Raw genomic sequence first — 24,401 nt, forward strand, 5'->3', positions numbered from 1 at the left:
TTTATGTCTCGCATTCTTACAGGCATTCAATCTTCTGGTCGCCCTCATCTGGGAAACATTCTGGGTGCTATTGCTCCTGCAATCAAGCTTTCCAGCCAACCAGAAAATGAATCATTTTTCTTTATTGCTGATTTGCATTCGCTGACTTCGCTAAAAGACGGAGAAAAACGAAAAGAATATACATATGCCATTGCTGCCGCATGGCTCGCGTGTGGATTTGATACTGAGAAAAATGTTTTGTGGAGACAATCAAGAGTACCTGCTCATACCGAGTTAGCATGGTTTCTGAATTGCTATACGCCTATGAATTGGATGTATACAGGTGCATTTGAAGAAAAATCAGGTAGATCTGAGGCAAGTGCCAATGTTGGATTGTTTACCTATCCAATTTTACAGGCAGCAGATATCTTATTGTATGATGCCAATTATGTTCCTGTTGGAAAAGATCAGCAACAACATCTTGAAATTACCCGAAATATTGCAAATACATTTAACTACCAGCATGGAGAAGTATTTGTTGTACCTGAAGCAAAGATTAGTGAGGATGTAATGGTGATTCCAGGTGTCGATGGACAGAAAATGAGTAAATCCTATAATAACTATATTGATATTTTTCTGCCAGAGAAAGAATTGTTGAAGGTGATAAAGACAATCAAGACAGATAGCACCCCATTAGAAGAACCTAAGAATCCGGATACAGATATCGTATTTAAACTGTATTCGCTGATTGCTTCATCAGAACAAACTGAAGCCTTACGACAAAAATATCTGGCTGGAAACTTTGGCTATGGGCATGCCAAACAGGAACTGCATGCTGTGATGTTGTCTGTTTTTGAAGAGCCACGTCGTAAATTTGCCTATTACATGGAGAATTTACCCGAACTGGAAAAAGAACTTCAAAAGGGAGAAGAGAAGGCTAAGGAAATTGCTGCCCATACATTGGATAAAGTACGAAAGGTATTAGGGTTTATATAAAATACTGAACCCTGTTGAAAATGAAACAGCTGTCGTGGATGCCCATGACAGCTGTTTTGTAGGAACCAATCAAACTTTCCTGTTAATAAATCACTTATAAACCTTTATTTTTGATATCTTAGTTAAGATTTACTACACGAGCTGTAGTAGTCTCGATCTTGAATGTTTTGCTTTGAGTTTCTTTACCATTAGAAATCTGGAATGTATACTCTCCATCTGCTAATGTGCTGAAATCAAATGTCCGGATATAGCTAGAATTGTTTTTCGTTACTTCTGTGTAAATAGTCTCGTTTTTAGCATTCAGAATAGTAATAAACACTTTGTTGTTATTATTCGCTGCTATGATTGTTTTAAATTTCAGCGAGTTTGGTAACTGGAACACTGTTGACTGCAATGATCCGGCTGCTGCTGGTTCTGGACCTGTAGCACCAAAAGTTACCTGAGTAGCTGCTACTGCAACGGCTGCAACCAATGTTAAGACAGCTTTACGGATAGCGAAACGAAGACGATTGTTAGTTACCTGAGTTTTCATAATTGTAGTTGTTAAATTGTTAGTTGTAGTTGAGATAGTAGTGTTTGAATTTAAAGAGATACTAGTTTCAGTTTTCATAGTTGTAAAATAATTTTTAAAAGAGTATTTTAAAGTTTTCATAGTTGCTTTCGGTAGTAGATATTTTCCAATCTCTGTGCCAATTCATAAGAATCTTCGTTTTTAGCTCAATTTCAAGGTTTTTCGATTTCCTTGCTTTTTCGCTTCTGTCCGGTTTCAAGATTACTTGTTCATTTTCGGACACATTGCTTATATTTTGCTTCAGAGTTCAGATTCAATTTTCAACCTGTTTTGAATATTTATGGCTATATGATGCAGCCGTAACCCTATCCATTAAAGATTTTAGGGTAAGTGGTTTGAAAAAAGGATAGAAGGAGGGAATAATTAGATGGATGGTAGGACCAGAGAGAGTAGAAAACGGTTTAAAAATAATGGCAGCCCATATAAGAGTAACTTTTCTCATATAGGCTGCAAAAAACAGGAGGATTTAATCTGCATAATATTTTTCTAAACCAGAAGCTGGTTTCCAGTCTGAGGTAGGTTCAAAGTAGTTCCATAATAGGCGGGATATATTTCGTATTAGTACATATCCTGCGTTAGTGTATTTCCAGCTTGTATCCTGTAGATTTTTGGTGATTATACAAAAGACATAATCACCGGAAGGGCCATTAACCAACACAACCTCTGAGCGGGATTCATTGACTGCCCCTTGTTTTGAGGCTACCTGTACATAAGGTGGAATTTCTGAAAGTGCTTCTTCGTCCCAATAAATTCGAGTCAGATTACGATAGATACGTTCACTGGCTGCCGGACTAATGAGTTTGCCTTCCCGAATGCTGACAAATAAATCGGCCATCTCTCTTGGTGTTGTTTGTCCCCAGCCATAAATTTTTCGTGCGTTTTCTCTGCCTGGTGTTCGGGAGTTTACGCGGGTGTGTCGAAATCCATAGTCTTCAAGTATTTTATTGATAGCAGTTCCTGTTCCTGCCAAGGACTGACACCATAAACTGGCTGTATTGTCACTAGTCGTAATCATCAGCATTATTACTTTGCTTAAGGTAATGACAGAACTGTCTTTGAATGACCCCAAAATATCTTCTCCTGCATATAGTAGCGAATCTTTATATACAAGTTTGTCATGGTAGTGAAGTTCTCCTTTTTCGATTTTATCCATGATGCCAATGGTAATCGGCACTTTGATCATACTGGCTGTAGGGAAAATGCTATCTGCATTCAGATAGGCTGTCTGACCAGTCTTCAGATTTCGAACATATATTCCTACTGTTCCTTTGAAGTCCTTTACTGCATCGGATAATTTCTTTTGTAAAATAGGGTCATTCTTTGGCTTGTTAGTTTGCGCCAACAGGCAAATAGGTAAACAGAGGCTAAGAAAAAAGGACAATAAAATAATTTTGGATTTCATAATGGTTGTTTAAAAGGGATGTATCCAAATATAGCTACATCTGGCTGTACCTAAAAATGAATCTGAAATACATATGGCGACACGTAAGTAGAAGACTCAACTATTTTAACGTATGAAGTGTTGAGGAGACATGGGACAAAAGATTAAACTAAGTGTACTGGATCAGTCACCTGTCAGAGCTGGTGGCACTGCATCACAGGCTATCAAAGAAACCATAGAATTAGCTCGTTTGGCTGATAGGTTAGGATATACCCGCTATTGGGTGTCTGAGCATCATAATATTACCAGTTTGGCAGGATCTACACCAGAAGTATTGATTGCTCATCTGGCAGGAGAGACAAAACACATACGTTTAGGCTCTGGAGGTATTATGCTTCCTAATCACAGTTCACTAAAAGTAGCCGAAAACTTTCGGATGCTGGAAACATTGTTTCCCGGACGTATCGACCTGGGATTGGGTAGAGCTCCTGGTGGAGATCGTATTACATCCAGTTTACTTAACCCCTCTAATACATTTAGCGAACAGGATTTTATCCAACAGATTGTAGATTTACAGGGTTTTCTGACAGATTCTCCAGATCGGGCTTCTGTACAGGCACATATCAGGGCTATTCCTATCGCAGATACTGTACCCCATTTGTGGATGCTTACTTCCAGTGGACATAGTGGATTGGTTGCTGCACATTTTGGTATGGCATTGTCTTTTGCACAGTTTATTAATCCAGTTGGTGGACCTCAGGCAGTAAAGACTTATCGAGAAAGTTTTCGTCCCTCAGATCAGTTTGCACAACCATACGCCACTGTAGGAATATTTGTGCTTTGTGCAGATACAGAAAAAAAGGCCAGAGAATTACAGGCTGTTATGGATTGGCGTTTTCTGAGTATAGAGAAAGGTATACGATCCGGATTAAGTACCTATGATGAGGTGAAGAATATTCAGTATACACAGGCTGAACTGTCACGTATTCAGTTTAACAGAGCTCGGATGATTGCGGGAACGCCTGAGCAGGTAAAACAACAAATTGAGCAGTTAGCCGTAGATTATCAGATAGATGAAATCGTTGCTGCAACCATTACCTATGATTTCGCTGACCGGATTCGCTCCTATGAGTTACTGGCAGAAGCCTTTGAACTCACTCCTTATGCTGAAAAGGCTGAATGTTTCTCTTCTTAGAAAATATATCAGATAGTCTATGAAGGTATGACTTCTTTAAGCTACTCCTTTTATGCTGCCGATAGCTGAACGTGGTTCTATGCAAAAACTTTTTTGAAGAAGACAAGGCTGGTCAACTTATCAGTGATCAATTTGCATATAACTCCAATGAGTTTTAATTGTAACTGGAGTTCCGATTACTTTTATTTTGCGCATAATTCACAGCAAGGCTCTTGTTTTGGTTTGTCTCAGTTGCCCCGCCATGAAAGAAGGTTTTGATCAGAACTCACGGCATTTTTGAGTTTGACCGGAGTTCCGATCATTTTTTGTTTTGCGCATAACTCACGACAAAATTTTTTTGACTGGAACTCCGATCACTTTTTCTTCTTGCGCATAGTTCACCGCAAAAACAAAATTTGATCGGAATTCACCGCAAGAAGAGAAAGTGATCGGAATTCACCGCAAACAATCGGCTGTCGTGAATCAAACGCAAGGATGTTTTTGTTATAAATCCGATACCTGTTACTCTCCTAAGCACATTTCTAGTACTAGGGAATACAGGTCAGTTCCAGATGTGGTTTGCTTCCGTTAAAATGATAGGTTTTCCATCTGTTACCAAAATGGTATGTTCATGTTGTGCTACAAAACTTTTATCTTTTGTGACCAGCGTCCAGCCGTCACCTTTATCATAGGCATGGGAGGCTCTTGTTGAAATGAATGTTTCAATAGCCACTACCGAATTTTTTTTGAAACGGGTTTTATTAAACCGGTCATAATAACATACAATATCACTAGGTTCTTCGTGCAGGCTCCGTCCAATACCGTGACCCGCCAGATTCCGAATAACTCTATACCCTGACATACGGGCTTCTTTTTCAATTAGATTTCCGATATCTGCTATCTTAATCCCTCCCCGAATGTGTTGAATCGCCTTGTATAAAATCTTGCGAGAGGCTTCTACCAGATTATTGTGATTGTGAATATCTTGTCCCAGTACAAACGATCCTCCGTTATCTGACCAATACCCATTCAATTCCGCAGATACATCAATATTTACCAGATCTCCTTCCTGCAATATAGTTTTCTCTGACGGAATCCCGTGAGCTACTTCATTATTAACGCTAATACACGTCCAACCTGGAAATCCATAGGCAAGATTGGGTGCGGATCGGGCATTATAGTGCGAAAGAAGCGAACCGCCATACTCGTCCAGTTCTTTGGTTGACATGCCTGGCCGGGCATATTCCCGCATTTTGCGAAGGGTTATACCTACCACTTCACTGATTTTTTGCATTCCGGCTAATTCACTCTCATTGGATATTGACATATGGCTGGACGTTTGTTGAAAAAAAGAAAGACGAAAAGATTATGAGTGTCTGATTTGACTAGTATACTGCTCAAAGCAGAAGATGAACAGAATAACGGTCAAAATTAAAAACGACCACTATTCTGTTCAAAACCAAAAATGAACTAGATTCAGTTCAAAAGCTATTTATAGTTTATGCTGTTTTGTCTAAAAGGCAAAAAAAGTTTGAACAGTATAGGGGGCAGTAGACAAGGTATTTCTCCTGTGTGCTTTCCATAAAAAAGACCTAATCTGGATGGATTAGGTCTTTTTTATAAGGAGGATTAAGAGTTAGCTAAGTTTCTCCAATACACGTTTGAAGGAAACTTCTTCACCTATGATGGAACGCAGCTCGCGGATATGAACGCGTTTTTGTTCTGTAGTATCACGATAGCGGATTGTTACTGTATCATCTTCCATTGTCTGGTAGTCAACTGCAATACAGAATGGGGTACCAATCAAATCTTGGCGAGTGTAACGCTTTCCGATGGCATCACGTTCTTCATAAATGACATTAAAGTCATAACGCAGATCATCCAGAATTGCTTTGGCTTTTTCAGGTAGACCATCTTTTCTCATTAATGGGAAGATAGCTGCCTTGACAGGTGCAATAGCTGGATGTAACTTCAAGAAGATACGGGTTTTCGGATTACCCTCTGCATCTACACCTTCGTCTTCTGTATAGGCATTGCTCAATACTGCCAGGAATAGACGGTCTGCGCCTACAGAAGTTTCCACTACATAAGGAATGTAGTTTCCATATGGCTTACCATTTTCATCCAGATCATTATCAAAGTACTGTTGTTTCTTTTTCGAATACTCCTGATGTTTGCTCAAATCATGATTGGTACGAGAATGAATACCTTCAATTTCTTTGAAACCAAATGGGAATTCATACTCAATATCAACGGCAGCATCTGCATAAAAGGCTAATTTTTCATGAACATGCCACTTTAACTTTGCAGCTGGCAAGCCTAATGCTTCATGCCATTTGCGACGGGTTTCTTTCCAGTATTCGTACCATTGCTGTTGTGTTCCGGGACGTACAAAGAACTGCATCTCCATTTGTTCAAATTCACGCATCCGGAAAATGAACTGGCGTGCTACTACTTCGTTTCTGAAAGCTTTACCAATCTGAGCGATACCAAATGGAATTTTCATCCGGCCGGTTTTCTGCACATTCAGGAAGTTTACAAAGATACCCTGAGCAGTTTCCGGACGCAGGTATATAGTGTCTGCATCTTCTGCCACAGCACCCATCTGAGTAGAAAACATCAGGTTAAACTGACGCACATCTGTCCAATTGGCTGTTCCAGAGACTGGACAAACGATTTTTTCTTCCAGAATCAGATTACGTACACCTTCCAGATCATTTGCTTCCAGCAAACGAGCCAGGCGATTACGCAAGTCTTGTCCACGGGTTTCATCACCTGCTTTTTCATATTCGGCTGCCTTATCTTCAATCAGCACATCTGCCCGATAGCGTTTTTTGCTGTCCTTGTTATCAATCATTGGATCACTGAATCCATCCACGTGGCCAGATGCTTTCCAGGTTAATGGATGCATAAAGATAGCCGCATCTACCCCTACAATATTCTCGTTTAGCTGAGTCATGGCTTTCCACCACAACGCTTTCAGGTTGTTTTTCAACTCCACACCGTATTGACCATAGTCATATACAGCAGCCAGACCATCGTAAATTTCACTGGATGGAAACACAAAACCATACTCTTTGGCATGTGAAATAATTTTTTGCAATGTACTTTCCGTAGTAGATTGTGCTTGCGGTTTTTGCATGTATGTAAAAAATTAGTAGTTTACGAAACCAATTGTATTTTTTGCCAAGAAAACATAGGGCGCAAATTTATAGACTTTGCGACAACATATTCTAATAATAAAGTAGCAATATTTGTGTTTCAGGCATTTTATTGTATTTTAGAGTATTCATAACCCAGTTCAGCGAAATTATTTTGCAGAATTATTTTGAGCATCGATAAAACCTTCCTAAATTTGCAGTCCTTTTTTGGAGGGAGGTTTTTATTCACATATTTATATACTGTTTGTCATGAGTGAGATTATTAAATCTATCGAGGCTGAATATACAGGACGCAAGGCTAATTTTCCTGAGTTTAAAGCTGGGGATACAATAAACGTTCACGTAAAAATCCGTGAAGGTAACAAAGAGCGTATTCAGCAATTTCAAGGTACTGTGATTCAGCGTCGCAATGCTAGTACTACTGGTGAAACTTTTACTGTAAGAAAAGTTTCTAATGGTATCGGTGTTGAGCGTATTTTCCCAATTTTATCTCCAAGTATTGAGAAGATCGAACTGGTTCGTCAAGGTAAAGTGCGTCGGGCACGTCTGTTCTACCTGCGTGGTAAGCAAGGTAAAGCGGCTCGTATTAAAGAGAAAAAAACCGTAGTGGGGCAAGCATAGAAAAAAAATATTTGTATATTTGGGAAATTTCACCTAAGTTTTTTGCATAGTTTTCATAGTTGTAGTAGCAAAGAAGCCGTCTGATGGACGGTTTTTTTGTTTATATGCCTCATAGTCAGGTAGTTCTGTAGGAAGTAAACTGATTATGCATATTTTACCGGATACAGATTTTCGGGTAAAAGCGGCTTATTTTTAGTCTACAGGAATATTTTGCACCTTTGCATACAAAATTTTTTTTCAGATTTTATGTTGCTTCATTTTTATAAATATCAGGGGACAGGAAACGACTTTGTGATCATTGATGACCGCAAACAAACCTTTCCAATAAGTCAGGAACTCGTTGCCAAATTGTGTGATCGTCGTTTTGGTATAGGAGCAGATGGGTTGATGTTATTGCAGAACCATCCGGAGTATGATTTCCGAATGGTGTACTTCAATTCCGATGGAAATACAAGTAGTATGTGTGGCAATGGAGGGCGTTGTCTGGTACGATTTGCACATGCATTAGGGATCTTTAAAGAGACAACTACCTTCGAGGCTGTGGATGGATTGCATGAAGCATCTGTGAAGGATAATCTGGTGTATTTGAAGATGAATGATGTTCGCTATGTACAACGTGAAGCCGGATATGATTTCCTGAATACGGGTTCTCCTCACTACGTCACCTTTATGGAACAGGTTCAATCTATGACCCATGAGGAAGTTGTAAAACAAGGACGCGCTATTCGTTATAATGATTATTTTGGACCCAAAGGAGGCACAAATGTAAATTTTGTAGAATTTCTGCCAGACAATAGTCTGTTTGTACGTACCTACGAACGAGGTGTGGAAGATGAAACCTATTCCTGTGGTACGGGTGTGACAGCCTGTGCACTGGCAGCCAACTTTCATCAGTTAAAAAGTCCTGTGCAGATTCGCACAAAAGGAGGAGACCTACAGGTGGCCTTTAACCAGGTAGGAGAGCAGGAGTTTACAGATATTTATCTGATAGGTCCTGCAGAGAAGGTGTTTGAGGGTATGATTGAAATATGATATAATTCTATAACAGTATTGATTGTTGTAAACGGGTTGATTTCTTTCCCTGGTGAAGAAGTTAACCCGTTTTTCGTTAAGAGTGGTCATTGTTTACATTCAGCTTAAACGGTTACTAATGGACAAACTCTTAATTTATGAAACTATTCGTCTATATCTTTGGAGGTGTCGGTGTGGCACTAGTAATTGGTTCTGTATTTAGTCTTATCCATTCCCGAAATTTCATCGCAAACTCAGAAACATCAGAAGGCATCGTTACTCAGTTGAATTATCACAGAGATAGCGATGGAGGAGGTACCTATTATCCGATGGTTCAGTTTAGCACTCAGACCGGAAGTGTTTTTAACGTGGCTGGAAACACCGGTTCTAATCCTGCTGCTTATTCCATTGGCGAAACGGTGAAAGTGTACTATAATCCTGAGAATCCAACTGATATTATGCTGCCTGACTTCTTTTCGATGTGGGGTGTTACACTGATTCTGGGAGGACTTGGGCTGGTGTTCTCTACAATAGGAGGAGCAGTTGGTTTCTCCATTTACAAGCAAAAAGTAAATACAGAATGGTTACAACAACATGGCGAGTCCGTTCAGGCGCAATTCAGTTCTATATCACTGAATACTAATCTGACAATTAATGGACGAAATCCTTTTGTCATCTACTGTCAATGGGTAGATACTTTATCTAATAAGGTTTATGTATTTCAAAGTAAGAATATCTGGTTTGATCCTGCTCCCTATATTTCTCAGACACAGTTAAAAGTATTGATAGATCCCAAAAATCCTAAAAAGCGACATTATGTAGATCTTTCTTTTCTTCCACAGGAAGCCTAATCGTTTATTGAGTTATAATTAAAATACCCTATTCCAGCAGAGGGAATAGGGTATTTTAATTATATTGGTTCTCTACTAAAAACCTCTTTATTTTTTCAATCCATTTTTCTTCGCCCACTTTGATACAACAAACCTTGAAAGAATATTTTTGTCCTTCTATTTCGACACCTTTACTATCATCAATCAGGATATCTATTCCAAACGTAGGTGGATATTTGGAGCTACGAACTGAAACTTTTCTTTCATGTATGGATTGGTTAATAACTCCATCCAATCGAATACCGTAAAGCCAGAAAATCCGACGAATATAACTTGGAGTGCGATAGGAGGTTGTATATATCCAGGTTTGCCAGCCTTGAGTTTTACAAAACTCAAAGAGTTCTTTGGTTCCTTCTCTCAGTTGTTCATACGATATAACTCTGGCAAAAAAAGATCTTGTAGGCAACTCTGTCGGAAATCGGTACCTGGAACAGAGTAAGGTGTCATCCAGATCAAAGGCGATGCGCATACAAATGGCTTTGTTATTTTTTTGTACTTACCAGCAATACTCCTGCCAAAACCAGAACAGTGCCGATCCCTTCTCGTAATTCCACCGTTTCATTTAAAAAGAAATAACCCAAAACAATAGTAGAAACCGGACCTATGCTGGCTACAATGGCAGCTCTACCTGCGCCAATAATCTTTATTCCTGCTGTTACCAGAAAGGTAGGGATAACTGTCGAAAATATAGCCAGGGCCATTCCGTAATAATAAACCTGTGCCGGAAAATGCCATAACGATTCCGGATAAGAGATCAGATAGTGTAGAATCACTGCAAAAGAGGATACTATCATGGCATAAGCATTGAATCGAACGGCACCAAAGCGTGGGATCATGCGACCACTACCTACTAGATAAATAGCATACGTTAGTGCACTTCCGAAGATCAGAAAGGCACCCATCCATATATTAGTTTGCTTAAGAAAGGATTGGCCTGAAAACACAACCAGCATGCCGGCATACGTAAGGACTAATGCAAACACCTCAGTACGGCCTATTGGTTTTTTGAATACTGACCAGGAAATCACAACAACCAACGTAGGGTATACAAATAAAATAAGCCTTTCCAGACCTGCGCTGACGTATTGTAATCCCCAGAAATCCAGAATACTGGCAGCATAATATCCAAGTATACCCAAGCCAGCTAGCTTTCCATAGTCTGTAAATGTGAGCCTGGATTGACTTTCAGATTCTGCATTCTCAGCTAAATTGGTTTTTTCCGTTACGCCTCCTAATTCTCTCCCTAGCAAAGGTAGTTTAGGGAGCCATGTTTTCCGGTTCACATACAATGCAACTCCTACAAAGAAAGGCAATGAAAATACCATACGCAGACATAGCAGAGAAACCGGATCTACAGGATAGCGAAATGCCAGTTTGATCATGACTGCCTTCGCTGAAAAAAGCAGAGCTGAAAAAAAGACAGCAATAATGCCCAGTAAGGGGTTGATAGAGGTAGTAACAGACGCTGATTTAGTTGTCAAGGAAAAAGTATTTCAATGAATAAATTTGATAATTAGGTTACAAAAGGATTATTTCCAAAGTTCCAATATTTTTTTACTATTTTCGCCCCTTGCTACAAAGTGTTGTTTATAACAAAAATATTTGTTTTATCATGTGCTTCGTTGCACAAACCGAATAACCATTAATCTTGTACTTCATGAGTTTTAAGCGAATTAATGACATTACTGGCTGGGTAGTGTTTCTCATTGCGGCTGTTGTGTACACTCTCACCGTTGAGCCTACGGCTAGTTTCTGGGATTGTGGCGAGTTCATTGCTGCATCATACAAACTGCAGGTTCCTCACCCTCCCGGAGCACCTATATTTTTGATGGTTAACAGGGCATTTGCCTTGCTGGCTGGATCTGATGTAACTAAAGTTGCATTCTGGATTAATATGCAGTCAGTATTGACCAGTGCCGGAGCTTCTTTGTTTTTATTCTGGACTATTACGTTATTAGGTCGTAAAGTTTTCAAAAAGTCCGCAGAGCAACTCGTATTTGGTGAAACTTTCCTTTTAATGGGAGCTGGTGTTGTAGGAGCGTTGGCTTATACGTTTTGTGACTCCGCCTGGTGGTCTGCTGTAGAAGCAGAAGTATATGCGATGTCTTCTTTCTTTACAGCATTTGTTTTCTGGGCTATTCTGAAATGGGAGTTAATAGAAGATGAGGCAGCAGCTAATCGCTGGCTTATCTTTACAGCTTACATGATTGGTCTTTCTACAGGTGTTCACTTACTAAACCTTGTTGCCTTACCTGCTCTTGGATTAGTCTACTACCATAAAAATTATAAGTTCAGTGTGATGGGTCTGCTGGCTGCTTTGGCAATCAGTGGTGCTGTGATTCTATTTATCATGCTGGGAGTTATCCCTGGATTACCAAGTCTGGCAGGAAGTATTGAGATCTTCTTTGTTAACAGTTTAGGATTACCATTTAATTCAGGTATTATCTTCTTTGTTCTTTTGTTTGTTGGGGCCTTGGTTTTTGGTATCTATTATACTCAGAAGCACCAGAAAGTACTGTGGAATACGGCTATTCTTTCATTTACGTTTATCATCGTCGGATATTCCTGTTACATGCTGGCATTGGTTCGGTCAAATTTTAATCCGCCAATCAATGAAAATGATCCAAGTAACGTAATTGAGTTCGTAAAATACCTGAAACGTGAACAGTATGGTGATCGTCCTTTATTCTTCGGACCTACTTTCATTACTCAATTGGTAGACACAAAACGTACTAGTCCTGTATATCTGAAAGGCAAAGACAAATACGAAATCTATGATTATAAGATTGAGTATGTGTATGAAGATCGTGGACAGATGTTATTCCCTCGTTTGTTTAGCCGTCAGGACAACCACCCTCAATTATATCGTCAGAAATTAGGGCTACGTCCGGATGAACGCCCTACCTTTGCTGATAACATTAAGTTTCTATTCACTTACCAGATCGGATATATGTATTTCCGCTATTTCGGCTGGAACTTTATTGGCCGGGAAAGTGACATTGAAGGAGCGGGTACATTAACACCTGTAATGGCAGGAAAAGCAGTTCCTACTGAAGTAGAGCATAACAGAGCCCGAAACAATTTTTGGGCATTGCCACTGATTTTAGGTGCTATTGGATTGGTCTTTCAATTTAATCGTGACAAGGAAGGTTTTGGTGCAACCTTTATTTTGTATTTCCTTACTGGAATAGCGTTGGTACTGTATCTGAACTCACCTCCTGTTGAACCTCGTGAGCGGGATTATATTTATGTAGGGTCGTTTTATGCCTTTACTATATGGATCGGACTGGGAGTAATTGCTCTTGGTGATGCACTACTTAAGTACCTGAAAAATTCCACTACAGTTGCTTTTGCTACTACGGCTGTTTCTCTGATTGTACCAGGAATTATGCTTCAACAGGGATATGATGATCATGACCGTTCGGGTCGCTATATGCAGGTAGATTGGGCAAAGAATTTACTGAATTCCTGCGCTCCAAATGCAATCTTGTTTACAGGTGGAGATAATGATACCTTCCCTCTATGGTATGTGCAGGATGTAGAAGGTTTCCGTACGGATGTACGGGTGTGTAACCTAAGTTTGCTGGGAACAGAATGGTATATCAGCCAAATGAAACGTAAGGTATATGAGTCTGAGGCATTACCTATCTCTCTGGAAGAGAAGAACTATAAAGGAAAAAATGAACAGATTCCAGTAATAGAAAATGAAGCTGTGAAAGGTGGTATAAATCTGAAACAATATATGCAACTGGTAAAGGATGAAAACCCTGCTATCCAGTATGCATATGGTAGTGAAAAGCTGACTATCCTGCCTTCCAAAACACTGGTATTGCCTGTAGATGTAAACAAAGTGCGTAGTATGGGCATTGTGAAAACTGAATTGCAGGATTCTATCAAATCTGAGATGGTATGGAGTGTGAATCGTGGTGATCTGTTAAAACCAGACCTGATTATGCTTGATATGATTACCAATAATAACTGGGAGCGTCCTATTTACTTTAATACAACATTATCTCAATCCAGTTACCTGGGACTGCGTGAGTATATGCAGCAGGAAGGATATGCTATGCGTTTATTACCTGTTAGGGTACAGGGAGCACGTGATGGCTATGTAAACTCTGACATTATGTTTGACAACATGATGAAAAAGACCTTCTGGCGTAATACGGACAACCCTAAAGTATATTATGATGCAAACTATCGGGCACTGCCTACTATTGTTCCTCGTCGTGCATTCCTTGAACTGGCAGAGCAATTAATGATGGAAGGTAAAAATGATAAGGCTCGTGAGGTTGCATTATTCTGCTTGAAGGTATTACCAGATCAGACTATCCCATACGATTTATACACTACACCTTTGGTTTCTGTACTGTTAAAAACAGGAGATGAGAAAAAGGGTATGGAGGTAGCGAAGATTATGGGTGATCGTGCTGTAAAAAATCTGGATTACTATATGCAGAACGATCCACAGAATGATGATTCCCGGTTGAGTATGTACATTCTGAGTCAGGTTGCCAATGCCTTGAAAGAAGCTGGTAAAAAAGAAGCGGATGCTTATGAAAAAGTATTGAATCGGTATGCTCCTGCTTTCGGTGGACAATAAAATACAAGATTATAGATGATAAAAAATCCCCTGATCTCTCAGGGGATTTTTTATTTGCCACTGTTGGAAAATGATAGTCAATCAGATTTAAGTAAAACAAAAGGCTTGCATCCTGAATATAGCAGGAAAACAAGCCTTTGAATAAATGAATTTGTAGTTTATGAATCGCAGAATTAATTAATCATAATTCAAATTAGGCGCCAACCATTTTTCTGCTTCTTCTATGGTCATATTCTTACGTTGAGCATAATCTTCCAATTGATCCTTAGCCATCTTGCCAACTGGAAAATATTTTGCTTGTTCATGAGAGAAATACCATCCACTTACAGAACTGGCCGGATACATAGCAAAGCTTTCTGTTAATGTAATTCCAATCTGTTGTTCTGCGTCCAGCAGATCAAACAAGGTGCGTTTTTCTGTATGATCCGGGCAGGCTGGATAGCCAGGGGCTGGACGAATACCCTGGTATTCTTCCGAAATCAGATCTTCATTGCTTAGTTTCTCATTGGTTGCATATCCCCAGAATTCCCGGCGGACACGTTCATGCATGAGTTCTGCAAATGCTTCGGCGAGACGATCTGCCAATGCCTTGATCATAATAGAGTTATAATCATCATGATCTTTTTCGTATTGTTCTAAAAGAGACTCAATACCAATACCCGCCGTAACTGCAAAGGCACCAATGTAATCTGTCTTACCTGTTTCAAGAGGTGCAATAAAGTCTGAGAGACATATATTCGGAACATTGGCCGCTTTTTGTCCTTGTTGGCGAATAAAGTGAAGTTTGTTTGTGACAGCCTCCTGCTTCCGAACCTGAGCATCTTTTACTACATATTTTACATGTTTATGAGAGCCATGTTTTTCACAAGGCACTTCTACTACTTCTTCTTGATAGTCATAGAGAACTACATCATCGCCAACCGCATTTGCCGGATAGAAACCTACAACAGCTTTTGCTTTCAGGGATTTATCTGTTATGATTTTTTGAAGCATCTGTTGAGCATCTTCATAAAGACGTTTTGCTTCTTCTCCTACAACCGGGTTTTCAAATATCTTTGGATACTTACCTTGTAGCTGCCATGTCTGGAAGAATGGAGTCCAGTCGATGTATTTAGCTATTTCAGCAAGGTCATAATCTTCAAAGTAACGATTGCCCAGGAACTTAGGCTGATACATCGGGGAGGCTTCCCAATCAATTTTCAGTCTATTCTCACGTGCTTTTTCAATAGAAACGTAGTTCTTGTCTTTCTGACGATTCGCATGGTCTGAACGAAGTTTGGCATATTCGCCTTTTATCTCCTGAAATATTTCTTCACGGGTTTGTTCGTTTTGTACTAGCTTTCCGGCAACTGGTACCGAGCGACTCGCATCCAGCACATGGATAACCGGACCGGAGTAATGAGGATCAATTTTGACTGCAGTATGGATACGTGAAGTTGTTGCACCACCAATCAGTAATGGAATGGTAAATCCTTGGCGTTCCATTTCTTTTGCAACGCCTACCATCTCATCCAGACTTGGCGTAATCAAGCCACTCAAACCAATAATGTCAGCATTTTCTCTACGAGCTGCTTCCAGAATTTTGTCTGTAGGTACCATTACACCAAGGTCAACGATTTCGTAGTTATTACAACCTAACACCACACCTACGATATTCTTTCCGATATCATGCACATCTCCTTTAACTGTTGCCAGCAAGATTTTACCTGCCGAAGAACTTCCACCACCGCTTTTTTCTGCTTCGATAAATGGTAGCAGATAAGCTACTGCTTTTTTCATTACCCGAGCCGATTTTACCACCTGAGGAAGAAACATTTTTCCTGCACCAAACAGATCTCCAACCACATTCATCCCATCCATCAATGGCCCCTCAATAACTTTTAATGGACGATCTACTTGCTGACGGGCCTCTTCTACATCCTGATCGATATAATCTACAATACCTTTTACAAGACTATGTGCAAGACGTTCGCCAACTGTTCCGTTTCTCCAGGCCAGATCTTCGACTTTTTCCTTGCCTTGCGCCTTTACTGTTTCAGCAAAAGCAATTAATCTCTCAGTTCCGTCCGGACGACGGTTAAGCAACACATCTTCTACTAGTTCCAGTAAATCTTTGGGTATATCATCATAAACTGCCAACTGACCTGCATTGACAATACCCATATCCATTCCAGCCTTGATTCCATGATACAGAAAAGCAGAGTGCATAGCTTCACGTACATGGTCATTACCCCGGAAACTAAATGATATATTGGATACCCCACCTGATACTTTTGCATAAGGAAGGTTTTCTTTTATCCATTTGGTTGCATTAAAGAAATCAACTGCATAGTTGTTGTGTTCTTCAATCCCTGTTGCAACTGTCAGGATGTTAGGGTCGAAGATGATATCTTCAGGTGGGAAGCCTACTTCTTTTACCAGAATGTTGTATGCTCTTTCACAAATCTGAATTCTGCGTTCGTATGAGTCTGCCTGCCCCTGTTCATCAAAAGCCATTACCACAGTTGCTGCACCATAACGCAGTATCTTATGTGCATAGTCTTTGAATTTTTCTTCCCCTTCTTTTAGGGAGATAGAATTTACAATTGCCTTACCCTGTACACATTTCAATCCGGCTTCAATAACTTCCCATTTGGAAGAGTCTATCATGATTGGGACACGGGAGATATCAGGTTCTGCTGCTATCAGATTCAGAAATGTAGTCATCACCTCTACGGAATCAAGCATCCCTTCGTCCATGTTAATATCTATGACCTGGGCTCCACCTTCTACCTGCTGACGTGCTACACTCAGGGCTGCTTCATAATCCCCTGTTTTAATAAGTCGTGCAAATGCTTTCGATCCTGTTACATTGGTTCGTTCCCCAACATTGATGAAATTAGTTTCTTTAGTTACCCGTAATGGTTCCAGACCTGACAATTTCATTGTCTTGTCAAACTGGGGTAGAGGACGTGGTTGATAGTTGGCTGCTACTTTTGCAATAGCCTGAATATGATCAGGTGTAGTACCACAACACCCACCTATTATATTGACAAAGCTATCTGACAGAAACCCTTCTACAATGGCTGCCATCTCATCCGGAGATTGATCATATTCGCCAAATTCGTTTGGTAGTCCGGCATTAGGATATGCAGAGGTAAAGAAAGGAGATTCCTTTGCCAGTGTTTGGACATACGGACGCATTAAGTCTGCACCTAGTGCACAATTAAGTCCTACTGAAAGCAATGGCAGATGTGATACAGAGGTTAAGAATGCTTCCGTTGTCTGTCCGGATAGGGTACGTCCGGAGGCATCTGTGATGGTTCCGGAAACCATGATAGGCAAAGGCTGCTTGTCTTTGTTATTGACAAAGAATAAATCAATGGCAAATAAAGCCGCTTTGGCATTAAGCGTATCAAAAATGGTTTCTACCAATAGTATATCCGCTCCACCATCAACAAGTCCGCGTACCTGCTCATAATAAGCGTCAACCAGTTGATCAAACGTAATGGCACGATAACCAGGATTGTTAACATCTGGCGATAAAGATGCAGTACGGTTAGTTGGGCCCATAGCACCTGCTACAAAGCGAGGCTTTTCAGGGTATTTTGCATTAAATTCTATTACCGCTTCTTTTGCTACCTTCGCTGACTCATAGTTCAATTCATATACCAGATCTTCCATATGGTAGTCTGCCATCGCGATAGAAGTACCTGAAAAGGTATTGGTTTCAATGATATCTGCACCTGCTTCCAGATATTTGGTATGGATTTCCTTAATGATTGCTGGTTGTGTAATAGATAACAAGTCATTGTTACCTTTCAAATCATGGGGGAAATCCTTAAAGCGTTCTCCTCTGTAGTCTTCTTCTGTCAGATGATATCGTTGAATCATGGTTCCCATGGCTCCATCAAGTATCAGGATACGTTGCTTGAGAATATCGCGAATGTCAGTCATGTAGGTATAGCTATGTGTTAATGTCGATGTATGGTATATATTCTTAGTATAGTAGATGAAAATTATTTCTTATGCAGGAATCCAATTGTTCCGAACCTGCCACTTTCCATTAGTTGTTCTTTTTCTGCTTTAGAAAGGTGTTTAATTTTGGGTCCGAAGTTAAGGGTATTGATACTGATTGTCCGACGCCAGTCTTCTGTTTTGAGTTTGTTACGATTCAGATTTTCACTGACAATAGTGTAAAAGGCAGACATATAACTCTTAAAGTTGTAAATCTCATAGGGTGCGAGCCCTTTCTGTTGAGTGTCATAGGTTATTTGCTCTTCTCTATCCAGACGCAAACCAAGTGTTTCCGGATTGAATACATAGGTATCTGAAGAAAGTTCAGGTTGTGGCCTGTATAAATACTTGTTCTGGTCAAAAAGGTCAATAGGATAATTAGCTAAAATACCTCCATCTACCATTACATTTACCTTCTGACCAGGCGCAGGTTTTGCTATAGTATTACCAAGAGAATCTATAAACATGGCTTTAAAATACAGAGGTATCGACATAGAAATACGAACTGCATCTGATACTTTCATGGCTGGATAGGTTTCGTATGACAACACTTCGACCTTTTGTTGGGTAAGATTGGTGCCTGTGACATATAAATCCCTCATACCGTTTGGGCCTGCCATAGTATGCAGTTGGCCCAGTGTAATATTGTCAAGTCCTGTTTTGGCCTTTAGTTGTTCTTCCAGCCATTTTGTAAACTTTTCACCCCTGTACCAGCCATAATATTTAACAAGTCTGTTGCTACCACCTATGAATACGAAACGGCCATCGTTCATTTTTTTTACAGGCATGGCATAAATTAGTTGTTTGATTTCATCTGCCGAATATCCTACAGCCAGAAGTGCGGCCTGTATAGCTCCCGCTGATGTGCCACCTACCCGGATAACAGAATCCAGCATACCCCTCCGTTCCAGTTCCTGAATAGCACCACTATAGGCTATACCCCGAATACCGCCTCCTTCCATTACCAGATTTCGATAAACGGCTGTGGCCTGGCCAAAGCATTGACCAGTTGCATAATATGCAAAGAATAGGAAAAAGAGATATCTCATTCCAGTTGTTTTTAGAGCCTATACGTATGCGGTTCCAGAGAGGAGGATCATTTGATGGGTTGCAAATGAGGCTTCTTCCTTATCTTTCCCCAGAAAATAGTTTGTTCTGGGGTGGAAAGTAGCACCTTTTTTTACGTTTCAGAGATGCAATTCTGGTAGTAGTAAGATATCTGAAACGAAAAACGGTTGCCAAGACATCATTGGGTCCATTCCCTCCGTCTTTCTGGATAAGCATTTGTGTACAAAGGTATATAATTAAAAGGAAGATAAAAAATAGATACATAGTGATTCAGTTTCATAAAATAATTCATAGTATACACAGGAATAAGAACTATCTATGGGAATGTATCTAAAACAAAGGTGTTATTTTTGTTTTGATAGATGGCAAAGAATAGTGTGGATACATATTGTTAAATCTTAAACATTCTTCAGATTTTTTACTTATGAAATTAGGTGCCATTGATATAGGGTCAAATGCTGCCCGTATGCAAATTAGTCTGGTATTACATGATGGAGATAAAGTATCTTTTAAACAGGTAGAGTACATCCGGTTTCCACTCCAATTGGGAAAGGATGTTTTTCATTCTGGCGTAATTGGTCCTCAGCGTGAAGCAAATCTGACCAAGTTTATACATGCCTGTAAGTTGTTGTTTGAATTGCATGAAGTAGACCAGTTTCGTCTTTGTGCTACATCGGCTATGCGTGAAGCAGAAAACGGACCAGATATTGTGAAGCGGATACAAGAAAAACTGAATATGCGTATTCAAGTTATCACAGGGAATCAGGAGGCTGAGCTGGTTAACAATGTAGTAGTACGTGAATTGGATGCAGCTACTTATGTGCACATTGATGTAGGAGGAGGGAGTACTGAATTGAATGTATATGTAAATCAGAAAAAAATTGCAGCTCGGTCTTTTAAAATTGGCTCGGTACGATTACTCGAAGAGCCTAAAAAAGCTGCGCGCCAATGGAAGTCTATGAAAGAATGGCTAGAAGAAGAACTTACAGGGCTTTCAGATTCTGTCTATGCTGTAGGAACGGGAGGGAATATCAGCAAAATTTATGAGATGGCTAAGCTTTATCAGTTCACACAACAGAGCGTAAGTGGAATGGTAAGTCGGGACGATATTGAAACCATTCATGATTTTGTAATGCGACATTCTGTAGAAGATCGGATCAACAAACTACGTTTGAACCCTGATCGGGCGGATGTGATTGTACCTGCAGCAGAAATATATTTATATGTAATGCAGTGTGCCAATGCTGATCTGATCAAAGTGCCTGAAATAGGTCTGATTGATGGGATTATACAAGGCCTCTATGAGAAGGTAAAAAAAGTAAGGGTATAAAAGAGTAAAAGCTCGTTTGTAAAATCAACAAACGGGCTTTTACTCTTTTGATAATAAGCTCTTATCGTCTTTTCCATTGGAGAAGTTTTAGTTTCCAATAGAACCATGAATCTACATCGCCATTGTGTACATGGAACTCACTGCGACGAATCTTGTCAAAGAGCTTGATGGCATCATCAAGTTGATTGTTTCTTAAGTAAGACCATGCCAGATAATATTCCGCTTCCTGGTAATAACCATACGTGTTTTCTTTTGCAGATAGATATAGAACCTGCTTAAAACAATAGATTGCTGTAGAGGCTTGATTTAGAGCAAGGTATGCATTGCCTGCAAGAAAAGTCTCCATAAGGCTTTTTTCTTTGCTGCCTTTATATAATTCTACTACACGAACATAGTTGGCATTCACATATTCTGTATGAATCAGGTATTCTGTTTTGGGATGTTTGGGACCTGCTTCACCACGAACTGCATCAGAGGTAAAACTGCTAAAATCATCACTATACAGGCTATTAGGATTCAGTGACATAAAACCAATAGCTGACCAGGCAACGATAAGAAACACAATAATAGCTGCTATTCGTAAATAAAAGCGTATATTTTGTGTAGAGGTATCCTGATTCCTTTTTTGTAAGCTTACCATTTTCTTATGGATCTCTTTTAATTCTTCACGTTGTCCATAGCTGCGAATCAACGTGCTGGCTGTACGTATTGATGTTACTTCTTCCTGTAAAGAAGAATTGGTTGAGAGTTGGTCTTCAAAATTGGCTTTCTCCTCAGTATTGAGTTCATTACGCAGGTATGCATCTATGTATTCCCAGCGTTCTTGTTGTGTGTTATTCAGTTCCATATGCCAGTAGTTCTTTAACAGTGTTTTTCATACCCGGATTCGTATCAATCCAATCGATTAGCTTCTTCATGCACTTGTACTTCTGATTACGAACTACTTGTTCACTTTCGTAATGCATACGTTCGTAGATTTCTTTCATAGAAAGGTTTTCGTAATAGTAGTAGACTAAAATCTTTTTACATGTTTCACCTAGCTGCTCTATTAATTCCAATACCTTCTGCTTAGACTCATTTTTGATCAGTGCTTCCTGTAAATCTTCTGACTCTTTAGATTGGGGTTCGTATGATTCTGTATCACGGATAAACATACGGTCTCTTTTTTTAAGTTCATTAAGCCATATATTGCGGGCAATGGCATATAGAAAAGTCTTAATACTTGACTCTCCTCTGAATTTTTCACGTTCTACAAGATCAACAAAGGTGATGATCGTTTCCTGAAAAATATCTTCGGCATCTTGCTGACTTCCTTTATTCTTTCTAATGAAGTTAGTTAAATTCTCAAAGTGCTCCGTATATAAATAACTAATAGGTTGCTCAAGATTTCTTCCGAACTTGACTAGCTGTATAATTTCCTCATCCGAATATCGTTTACCGATTTTCATTGTGTCGGGTATAAGTTTGTAAATAGTCCTTAGTTAAATGTAACCCAAATTTTGAAAAAAAATTAAGAAATTTATGTAATCCTGTTTACTTTTTAGGCTATACCCTCATTAAAGCCTACTGGTTTTTGTATCTGAAGTTTTTTTAAGTCTATTTTGACTTTGTTGGTTACAATTTGGAGGGATTATTTTACCAATGGAGTATGATGGGAAAGACTAAAGTAGTGAGAAGGATTTTGAAGTATTGGTAAAATAACTATGAAAGCAAAAAATAATTCAGGTAGAGTCCGTGTATTTTTGATTATTCTATTGGTGTGTTTCTGGGGTATTATGATTCGTCTTGTGATGATTGAAGATACATGGGTAATTGCACTTTTGGGAATCTTATCCTGGACAGCGTTTTTACTCTTCTCAATGCGTAGGACTTTATTACAATGGATACATCAGCCATCTTCTCATCCACATAGAAATATTCGTGCAGATCGGCCTTGTTCTACTAGATAAGGTGTTATAGATCTGACAAGACAAATAGATTTCTTCATGCTTGATCAAAAAAATGCAAAGTCATTGACCTTGCATTTTTTTTATGGTTATATTTCGGCAAGATAGCTTTATCCGCCTTTTACCTGTTGTTCACAAGCCTCTTATTTCAGAGTATAGATAGTTTCGCTAGTTGAGGTAAAAGCCATGGATATTGTATAGCAAGTATATCCAACTGAATATTTTGCACTATATATAATCTACTACTCATGTTTGTATTGTCAGAGACCCCTTCCATTGCTAATCACTTTATTGCTGAACTTCGGGATATTGATATTCAAAAAGACAGAATGCGTTTTCGGCGCAATATGGAAAGATTGGGAGAGATGCTGGCATATGAAGTATCTAAATCGCTGACCTATGAAACCGCTCAGATTCAAACACCTCTGGGAGTGTCTGAAACATTGCTACTAGAACAGCAACCGGTTCTGGGAACTATCCTTCGGGCTGGATTGCCCATGTATCAGGGGTTTGTCAATGTATTTGATAGAGCAGAAAGTGCATTCATAGGAGCATACCGTGGAAAACCCAATGATGACTACTCATTCGATATTGAAATGCAGTATACTGCTATGCCTGATCTTGAAGGAAAAGTGTTGATTTTGATAGACCCTATGCTTGCAACTGGTAAATCTGTTATCCGGACACTGACTTCATTACGTACATTTGGAAAGCCTGCCTCATTGCATCTGGTTTCTGCTATTGCTACTCCTGAAGGTGTAAATTATGTGCAACAGTACTTTCCTGAAGCAAAGTTCTGGATTGGAGCACTGGATGAAAGCCTAAATCACAAATATTATATTGTACCTGGACTGGGAGATGCTGGTGATCTGGCTTTTGGTGAGAAAATGTAAAATGGTATAAATTTGTGCATTCCTGAAATAAGAAAAGTCCATGATTAACAATCATGGACTTTTGCTACTGTCAGTTACTCAGATTGCGGTTCCTTTCACTGGCAACTACAACTAAACAAACGCTTAGTTTTTACCGTCTTTCCGATCTTCTTTTCTATCACGTACATTTTCTCTGCGATCTCTTCTATTTTCTGCTCTATCTCGTACGTCTTCTCTACGATCTTTGCGATCCTCTGCTTTGTCTACTTTATCTTCTAATTTGTCAAGTTTACCTCCATTATGTTTGGCATCGCGCACGTCTTCTCTTTTATCCCTTTTGTCTTCTCTACGATCTGCACGATTCTCACGTCGGTCAGCTCTGTTTTCTTTCCTATCTGCTACATCTTCTGCCCGATCTATTTTGTCTTCAATCTTGTCCTTATTTACAGGAGTTGTTTGCGCCTTTAGTTCATTGGTAAAGAAAAACAATGTGATTAGTAAAAAACCTGTAATCAAAGATTTCATAAGAAGTGAACGTGTTTTCATAGTTGTATTTTATTAAATGATATCTTTTAGAGTGGTTTCAGTTAACAAGGTTTAATCAAAAGATAAAAATTTAGCATACATAATACCACATAGATACATGCATTCTCATTTCGTCTGAAATGGTATGAGTGACCTCCTCCCATAAAAATGGACCGTAGGGAAGTAGAAAAAATCGGTGATTTTACTTAGTTTACACATAAAGAAAATCGCCATGAAAAAAAGCAAGTTTACTGAAGCGCAAATCGCGTTTGCATTG

General features: G+C 39.4%; 20 protein-coding genes and 1 riboswitch. Of the genes, 9 read left to right on the forward strand and 11 right to left on the reverse strand.

All coding sequences use genetic code 11. The features are described from left to right. Positions 1 to 3: 3 nt before the first annotated feature. Positions 4 to 975: a tryptophan--tRNA ligase gene (gene trpS, locus QNI15_RS29190; protein ID WP_313986275.1), complete on the forward strand. Its 972-nt coding sequence runs from the start codon at positions 4 to 6 to the stop codon at positions 973 to 975. Positions 976 to 1,093: 118 nt separating this feature from the next. Here the strand turns inward: trpS and QNI15_RS29195 are convergent, their stop codons facing one another. Then, positions 1,094 to 1,585, reverse strand: a complete 492-nt coding sequence (locus QNI15_RS29195; protein ID WP_314035202.1) for a hypothetical protein — start codon at positions 1,583 to 1,585, stop codon at positions 1,094 to 1,096. Positions 1,586 to 2,012: 427 nt separating this feature from the next. Continuing rightward, entirely contained in the window at positions 2,013 to 2,948 is a 936-nt protein-coding gene (locus QNI15_RS29200) for a serine hydrolase (RefSeq protein WP_314002018.1), read from the reverse strand. Between the two features lie 130 nt (positions 2,949 to 3,078). On the opposite strand from QNI15_RS29200, the gene QNI15_RS29205 reads away from it, so the two are divergent. Next, positions 3,079 to 4,122: an LLM class flavin-dependent oxidoreductase gene (locus tag QNI15_RS29205; RefSeq protein WP_314002020.1), complete on the forward strand. Its 1,044-nt coding sequence runs from the start codon at positions 3,079 to 3,081 to the stop codon at positions 4,120 to 4,122. Between the two features lie 541 nt (positions 4,123 to 4,663). Here QNI15_RS29205 and map read toward each other — a convergent pair. Next, a complete protein-coding gene (gene map, locus QNI15_RS29210; protein WP_314002022.1) occupies positions 4,664 to 5,428 on the reverse strand; it encodes a type I methionyl aminopeptidase in 765 nt (254 codons plus the stop codon). 309 nt (positions 5,429 to 5,737) lie between these two features. Next, positions 5,738 to 7,243, reverse strand: a complete 1,506-nt coding sequence (locus QNI15_RS29215; RefSeq protein WP_314035203.1) for a glycine--tRNA ligase — start codon at positions 7,241 to 7,243, stop codon at positions 5,738 to 5,740. 268 nt (positions 7,244 to 7,511) lie between these two features. On the opposite strand from QNI15_RS29215, the gene rplS reads away from it, so the two are divergent. The 3 genes from rplS (at position 7,512) to QNI15_RS29230 (ending at position 9,745) form a co-directional block, all read left to right on the forward strand. Then, positions 7,512 to 7,883, forward strand: a complete 372-nt coding sequence (gene rplS, locus QNI15_RS29220) for a 50S ribosomal protein L19 (RefSeq protein WP_313986287.1) — start codon at positions 7,512 to 7,514, stop codon at positions 7,881 to 7,883. 246 nt (positions 7,884 to 8,129) lie between these two features. Continuing rightward, complete coding sequence (gene dapF / locus QNI15_RS29225; RefSeq protein ID WP_314035204.1) at positions 8,130 to 8,915, forward strand: diaminopimelate epimerase; 786 nt, start codon at positions 8,130 to 8,132, stop codon at positions 8,913 to 8,915. A 137-nt stretch (positions 8,916 to 9,052) separates the two neighbouring features. Beyond that, positions 9,053 to 9,745, forward strand: coding sequence for a DUF3592 domain-containing protein (locus QNI15_RS29230; protein WP_314002028.1), 693 nt, complete (start codon positions 9,053 to 9,055; stop codon positions 9,743 to 9,745). 55 nt (positions 9,746 to 9,800) lie between these two features. Here the strand turns inward: QNI15_RS29230 and QNI15_RS29235 are convergent, their stop codons facing one another. Beyond that, entirely contained in the window at positions 9,801 to 10,253 is a 453-nt protein-coding gene (locus QNI15_RS29235) for an HAD family hydrolase (RefSeq protein WP_314002030.1), read from the reverse strand. A gap of 13 nt (positions 10,254 to 10,266) precedes the next feature. Continuing rightward, the gene (locus QNI15_RS29240; RefSeq protein WP_314002032.1) at positions 10,267 to 11,265 is read right to left on the reverse strand and encodes a DMT family transporter; all 999 of its coding nucleotides are present in this window, start codon (positions 11,263 to 11,265) and stop codon (positions 10,267 to 10,269) included. A gap of 176 nt (positions 11,266 to 11,441) precedes the next feature. On the opposite strand from QNI15_RS29240, the gene QNI15_RS29245 reads away from it, so the two are divergent. Beyond that, positions 11,442 to 14,387, forward strand: coding sequence for a glycosyltransferase family 117 protein (locus QNI15_RS29245; RefSeq protein ID WP_314002034.1), 2,946 nt, complete (start codon positions 11,442 to 11,444; stop codon positions 14,385 to 14,387). A 177-nt stretch (positions 14,388 to 14,564) separates the two neighbouring features. Here the strand turns inward: QNI15_RS29245 and metH are convergent, their stop codons facing one another. After that, positions 14,565 to 18,323, reverse strand: coding sequence for a methionine synthase (metH, locus tag QNI15_RS29250; RefSeq protein ID WP_314035205.1), 3,759 nt, complete (start codon positions 18,321 to 18,323; stop codon positions 14,565 to 14,567). A 62-nt stretch (positions 18,324 to 18,385) separates the two neighbouring features. Then, entirely contained in the window at positions 18,386 to 19,432 is a 1,047-nt protein-coding gene (locus QNI15_RS29255; protein WP_314002038.1) for a patatin-like phospholipase family protein, read from the reverse strand. A 76-nt stretch (positions 19,433 to 19,508) separates the two neighbouring features. Next, positions 19,509 to 19,666: riboswitch (SAM riboswitch) on the reverse strand. A gap of 209 nt (positions 19,667 to 19,875) precedes the next feature. Between QNI15_RS29255 and QNI15_RS29260 the strand changes: the two genes are divergently transcribed. Next, complete coding sequence (locus QNI15_RS29260; protein WP_314002040.1) at positions 19,876 to 20,781, forward strand: Ppx/GppA phosphatase family protein; 906 nt, start codon at positions 19,876 to 19,878, stop codon at positions 20,779 to 20,781. A gap of 61 nt (positions 20,782 to 20,842) precedes the next feature. Here QNI15_RS29260 and QNI15_RS29265 read toward each other — a convergent pair whose 3' ends face one another. Then, positions 20,843 to 21,628: a tetratricopeptide repeat protein gene (locus QNI15_RS29265; RefSeq protein ID WP_314035206.1), complete on the reverse strand. Its 786-nt coding sequence runs from the start codon at positions 21,626 to 21,628 to the stop codon at positions 20,843 to 20,845. Further along, positions 21,615 to 22,229 (reverse strand): RNA polymerase sigma factor, encoded by a 615-nt coding sequence (locus tag QNI15_RS29270; protein ID WP_313986306.1) that lies wholly within the window; start codon positions 22,227 to 22,229, stop codon positions 21,615 to 21,617. The genes QNI15_RS29265 and QNI15_RS29270 overlap by 14 nt, the downstream gene beginning before the upstream one ends. Positions 22,230 to 22,484: 255 nt before the next feature. Between QNI15_RS29270 and QNI15_RS29275 the strand changes: the two genes are divergently transcribed. Both QNI15_RS29275 and upp read left to right on the forward strand, forming a co-directional pair. Continuing rightward, entirely contained in the window at positions 22,485 to 22,730 is a 246-nt protein-coding gene (locus tag QNI15_RS29275) for a hypothetical protein (protein WP_313986308.1), read from the forward strand. Between the two features lie 245 nt (positions 22,731 to 22,975). Continuing rightward, positions 22,976 to 23,620: a uracil phosphoribosyltransferase gene (gene upp, locus QNI15_RS29280; RefSeq protein ID WP_313986310.1), complete on the forward strand. Its 645-nt coding sequence runs from the start codon at positions 22,976 to 22,978 to the stop codon at positions 23,618 to 23,620. A 123-nt stretch (positions 23,621 to 23,743) separates the two neighbouring features. Here the strand turns inward: upp and QNI15_RS29285 are convergent, their stop codons facing one another. Continuing rightward, the gene (locus QNI15_RS29285; RefSeq protein WP_314002044.1) at positions 23,744 to 24,145 is read right to left on the reverse strand and encodes a hypothetical protein; all 402 of its coding nucleotides are present in this window, start codon (positions 24,143 to 24,145) and stop codon (positions 23,744 to 23,746) included. Between the last annotated feature and the right edge of the window lie 256 nt (positions 24,146 to 24,401).

It is taken from the genome of Xanthocytophaga flava (genome assembly GCF_030068545.1).
Taxonomy (GTDB): domain Bacteria; phylum Bacteroidota; class Bacteroidia; order Cytophagales; family 172606-1; genus Xanthocytophaga; species Xanthocytophaga flava.

What these genes read in the sequence shown, in the direction of transcription:
- trpS (WP_313986275.1), top strand. Translation starts at nt 4, where the DNA reads ATGTCTCGCATTCTTACAGGCATTCAATCTTCTGGTCGCCCTCATCTG.
- QNI15_RS29195 (WP_314035202.1), bottom strand. Translation starts at nt 1,585, where the DNA reads ATGAAAACTGAAACTAGTATCTCTTTAAATTCAAACACTACTATCTCA.
- QNI15_RS29200 (WP_314002018.1), bottom strand. Translation starts at nt 2,948, where the DNA reads ATGAAATCCAAAATTATTTTATTGTCCTTTTTTCTTAGCCTCTGTTTA.
- QNI15_RS29205 (WP_314002020.1), top strand. Translation starts at nt 3,079, where the DNA reads ATGGGACAAAAGATTAAACTAAGTGTACTGGATCAGTCACCTGTCAGA.
- map (WP_314002022.1), bottom strand. Translation starts at nt 5,428, where the DNA reads ATGTCAATATCCAATGAGAGTGAATTAGCCGGAATGCAAAAAATCAGT.
- QNI15_RS29215 (WP_314035203.1), bottom strand. Translation starts at nt 7,243, where the DNA reads ATGCAAAAACCGCAAGCACAATCTACTACGGAAAGTACATTGCAAAAA.
- rplS (WP_313986287.1), top strand. Translation starts at nt 7,512, where the DNA reads ATGAGTGAGATTATTAAATCTATCGAGGCTGAATATACAGGACGCAAG.
- dapF (WP_314035204.1), top strand. Translation starts at nt 8,130, where the DNA reads ATGTTGCTTCATTTTTATAAATATCAGGGGACAGGAAACGACTTTGTG.
- QNI15_RS29230 (WP_314002028.1), top strand. Translation starts at nt 9,053, where the DNA reads ATGAAACTATTCGTCTATATCTTTGGAGGTGTCGGTGTGGCACTAGTA.
- QNI15_RS29235 (WP_314002030.1), bottom strand. Translation starts at nt 10,253, where the DNA reads ATGCGCATCGCCTTTGATCTGGATGACACCTTACTCTGTTCCAGGTAC.
- QNI15_RS29245 (WP_314002034.1), top strand. Translation starts at nt 11,442, where the DNA reads ATGAGTTTTAAGCGAATTAATGACATTACTGGCTGGGTAGTGTTTCTC.
- metH (WP_314035205.1), bottom strand. Translation starts at nt 18,323, where the DNA reads ATGACTGACATTCGCGATATTCTCAAGCAACGTATCCTGATACTTGAT.
- QNI15_RS29255 (WP_314002038.1), bottom strand. Translation starts at nt 19,432, where the DNA reads ATGAGATATCTCTTTTTCCTATTCTTTGCATATTATGCAACTGGTCAA.
- QNI15_RS29260 (WP_314002040.1), top strand. Translation starts at nt 19,876, where the DNA reads ATGAAATTAGGTGCCATTGATATAGGGTCAAATGCTGCCCGTATGCAA.
- QNI15_RS29265 (WP_314035206.1), bottom strand. Translation starts at nt 21,628, where the DNA reads ATGGAACTGAATAACACACAACAAGAACGCTGGGAATACATAGATGCA.
- QNI15_RS29270 (WP_313986306.1), bottom strand. Translation starts at nt 22,229, where the DNA reads ATGAAAATCGGTAAACGATATTCGGATGAGGAAATTATACAGCTAGTC.
- QNI15_RS29275 (WP_313986308.1), top strand. Translation starts at nt 22,485, where the DNA reads ATGAAAGCAAAAAATAATTCAGGTAGAGTCCGTGTATTTTTGATTATT.
- upp (WP_313986310.1), top strand. Translation starts at nt 22,976, where the DNA reads ATGTTTGTATTGTCAGAGACCCCTTCCATTGCTAATCACTTTATTGCT.
- QNI15_RS29285 (WP_314002044.1), bottom strand. Translation starts at nt 24,145, where the DNA reads ATGAAAACACGTTCACTTCTTATGAAATCTTTGATTACAGGTTTTTTA.